The organism is Arthrobacter hankyongi (genome assembly GCF_022012395.1).
In the GTDB taxonomy this organism is placed as follows: domain Bacteria; phylum Actinomycetota; class Actinomycetes; order Actinomycetales; family Micrococcaceae; genus Crystallibacter; species Crystallibacter hankyongi.
Genome location: NZ_JAKLTQ010000043.1, coordinates 1 through 3,180, shown reverse-complemented (window position 1 = coordinate 3,180; position 3,180 = coordinate 1). Strand labels below are relative to the sequence as shown.

Annotated in this window: 4 protein-coding genes; all 4 read left to right on the top strand. The window is 69.2% G+C overall.

Going from position 1 to position 3,180, the window contains the following annotated elements; all coding sequences use genetic code 11:
* Positions 1 to 392 precede the first annotated feature (392 nt).
* The 4 genes from LVY72_RS24025 to LVY72_RS24010 all read left to right on the top strand — a co-directional run bounded on the left by LVY72_RS24025 (position 393) and on the right by LVY72_RS24010 (position 3,063).
* Complete coding sequence (locus LVY72_RS24025) at positions 393 to 1,007, top strand: Hsp70 family protein (protein WP_237827462.1); 615 nt, start codon at positions 393 to 395, stop codon at positions 1,005 to 1,007.
* A 64-nt stretch (positions 1,008 to 1,071) separates the two neighbouring features.
* The gene (locus tag LVY72_RS24020) at positions 1,072 to 1,650 is read left to right on the top strand and encodes a dynamin family protein (protein ID WP_237827461.1); all 579 of its coding nucleotides are present in this window, start codon (positions 1,072 to 1,074) and stop codon (positions 1,648 to 1,650) included.
* The gene (locus LVY72_RS24015) at positions 1,631 to 2,626 is read left to right on the top strand and encodes a hypothetical protein (RefSeq protein ID WP_237827460.1); all 996 of its coding nucleotides are present in this window, start codon (positions 1,631 to 1,633) and stop codon (positions 2,624 to 2,626) included. Before LVY72_RS24020 ends, LVY72_RS24015 begins: the two co-directional genes overlap by 20 nt.
* Positions 2,623 to 3,063: a hypothetical protein gene (locus LVY72_RS24010; RefSeq protein ID WP_237827459.1), complete on the top strand. Its 441-nt coding sequence runs from the start codon at positions 2,623 to 2,625 to the stop codon at positions 3,061 to 3,063. Before LVY72_RS24015 ends, LVY72_RS24010 begins: the two co-directional genes overlap by 4 nt.
* Positions 3,064 to 3,180: the final 117 nt, after the last annotated feature.

Below are 3,180 nucleotides of genomic sequence, written 5' to 3'. Positions count from 1 at the left end.
ACCCCACCACCCCAACCCCCTACGTACTACGTAACGGCACTTCCGTGGTTTCCCACACCGCTCCTATCCGCGTAGTGAATAGGTAGGAACTACCCAACCGGTGCCCCAACCCCGATGTCAGGCTGATCACAGCCTGCGCCAGCGGGTGCGAGTGCCATTGGGGCGGACTCGTTTTGGGGGAGCTATGACGTATGTTCTTGGCATTGATATCGGAACGAGTCGTACGGCGGCAGCCATTGTCCGTGGCGTCGATGGCGGACCGGACAGCCCGGAGCCACTGGCCCTGGGGATGGGGGGAACCCCGTCCCGTCCGGGGTCTTTGTAATCAAAGACGGCCACGCGCGCTGGTCGGCGGGGCTGCCGAACGGCAGGGAATCGTCTGTCCCGACCGCGTGGTCCGCGGGTTCATGCGCCGGATCGGCGACGAAATTCCCATTGCGGTGGGGGAGCTCAGTATCCTCCCGGAGCATCTCTTTGCCACCGCGGTCCGGTGGGTCCTGGCCCGGGCCCAGGAGCAGGAAGGTGCGTCCCCGGGTGCGGTGACGGTCGCCCATCCCGCGGATTGGGGCCAGTACCGGACCGCCCTGCTCCGGCAGGCGTTGGCGGACCTGGGATTGGCCCACGTGGCCTTGATCAGCGCACCGGTGGCCGCTGCCCTGCACTATGAGCTGCACGAAATGCTGGACACGGGCGGCACCTTTGCGGTCTTTGACCTCGGTGGCAGCGGCTTCGAGGCGACCGCCATGGCAAAAACGAGCGGGCGTACATTCGAGGTAATGGGCAGGCCGGAGCAGATCGAGCAGCTGGGCGGTGCCGACTTTGACCGGGCCATCTTCGAGCATGTGGCTGCCGGCGCATCCGAGGTCTTCGCCGGTCTGGAGTCCGCGGAGATGCAGGCCCTTTGGTGCCTGCGGCGCGAGTGCAGCCAGGCCAAGGAAGCGCTTTCGGCCGAAGTCTCCGTGTCGATTCCGGTGCTCTTGCCCGGGCGCACACCCCGGTCGAACTGACCCGTGTCGAATTCGAGGAGATGATCGATGCTCTGCTGCGCGGGTCCCTCCGGGTGCTGGCCCGTTGGAATCCTACGGTGACGACCCGGAGGCCTGCCGGATCTTGCAGGAATACGAGCGCCGGCCCGAGGATCCGGTCCGCATTGCCTTGGCCGGCATGGCCAAGGCCGGCAAGTCCACCCTGCTCAATGCCATCGTGGGGGAGGAAATTGCCCCCACGGATACACGCGAATGCACGGCGACGGTGACCTGGTACCGCTATGGACCGGCGTCGCGGGTCACCGTGCACACCGTGGCCGGACAGACCCGGTCAGGGGCCGTCAAGCGGCGGGACGGCCGCCTCGTGTTCGATCTGGGCGGACAGGCGGAGGAGGACGTCGACCGGGTGGTCGTCGAATGGCCGGCGGACGGACTGCGCAACCTGACCCTGATCGACACCCCGGCATCGGCTCGCTCGCGGCGGCGTCGTCGGCCCGGTCTGCGGACTTGCTGCTGCCGGCGGACGGGCCCCGGGAGGTGGACGCCGTCATCTACCTGCTGCGGCACCTGCGTCCGGCAGACCTGGCCACTCTGGGCGCGTTCCCGGATGGTGCGGACCAGCGCGGTGCGGTCAGTGCCTTGGGGTGCTGTCCCGTGCGGATGAAATCGGTGCGGGGCGGATCGACTCGCTGGTATCGGCCCGTGACATCGCACGGCGCTACGCGGGTGAAGCCGTCCTGCGCACTCTGGTCCTGGACGTGGTTCCCCTCGCGGGCCTGCTGGCCGAAAGCGCACGCACCCTGCGGCCGGTGGAATCTGCCGCCTTGGCGGAGCTGGCCGGGCTGGACCGGAGCGAGCGGGAACGCCTGCCGCTCTCTGCGGACCGGTTCATCCGGGCCGCCCAGCCGGCCGGAATCAGCCGCGGCATGCGCACCAGGCTGCTGGACCGCTTTGGCCTGTTCGGTATCCGGCTGGCCGCGGTCCTGATCCGCAGCGGCTTGGCCGAGCTGCTGCGGCTGCTCTCCGGGTATTTCCAGGCCAATGCCGCACAGCTCAAGGCCTGCACCGTGCTGGCCGCCGTTCAGACCTTCCTGCAGGAGCGTCCGCGCGCCGGAACGGCGCTGCTCGCAGAGTCGCTCGAACGTATCCGGGCCAATGCGCATGATGCCCGGGAGCTGCAGGTGCTGGCCAAGGTGTGCACCGGGCGCCTGGCCGTGGCCCCGGAACTGGCCGCCGAGGCCGGGCGCCTGCTTGGCGGCGGCAGCGCAGCCGAGCGGCTTGGGCCCCGAGGCGGGCGCATCGGCAGATGCGCCGGATTCCCGGGCCAGGGCCTGCCTCGGCCGTTGGCGGACACTGGCCGAGAATCCGCTGACGAACCGCGCCACCGCCGAGGCGTGCCGCATCGTGGTCCGCTGCTGCGAGGACATCCCGGCCCGTGCCCAGGGCGGCTCCGCCGGACGGGAGGCGGTGCGGCTGCTGCTCGGCCCGGAACCACGCCTCGGCCGCTCGCAGTATGCTCAGGACCAGCGCGGCGCCGGCTAGGAGCAGCTGGGCGAGCAGGAGCACCCGGAGGACGGTGCCCTCCGCGGTGGGAGCGAAGAGGAATGCATCGGCGAGAATCGTGGCCCCGCCGTGGATGATGAGGAAGGCGAGCATCGCCCAGCGCGCACCGCTGCGCCGGCGCATCATCACATTGAGCAGCAGCGCCTCGACCAGGATGACCGGCAGGACTGCCCCGATGCTGCTCCAGGAAACCACCGACGCGATCGTGTCCAGGGTCTCTGCGTCTACGGAGGGAGTCCGTTCGGTGACCAGCTCTTCCAGTTGCTTCACCTGCGCGTCATGGGAGAAATACTCGACGAGGCAGGCGGCGGCGCCAATGACGAAGCTGGCTATCCAGGCCAGCCGCGAGGCCTTCACGACAGTGGGTGGAGCGGTCAACGGCTGGATCGGCGGCGGGGTGGCGTCGGACATCTCCGGCCGCGGCAGCCGCTGCGCCAGCTTGGTACCGGTCAGGTCTGTCGGCGGTACCCCGGCAGCCGGACCGCCGTCGGAATGGCTGCCTGCCGGTTCGTGAGCCATGCCCGTAATCTAACCTCGCAGGGCACACATCCGCTCAAGTCCGCAGAGGATCCTGCGCTGCGTCGGCACAATTCCTTGTGCGCGGCTTGGTCCAGCCGGCCCGGAACCGGTG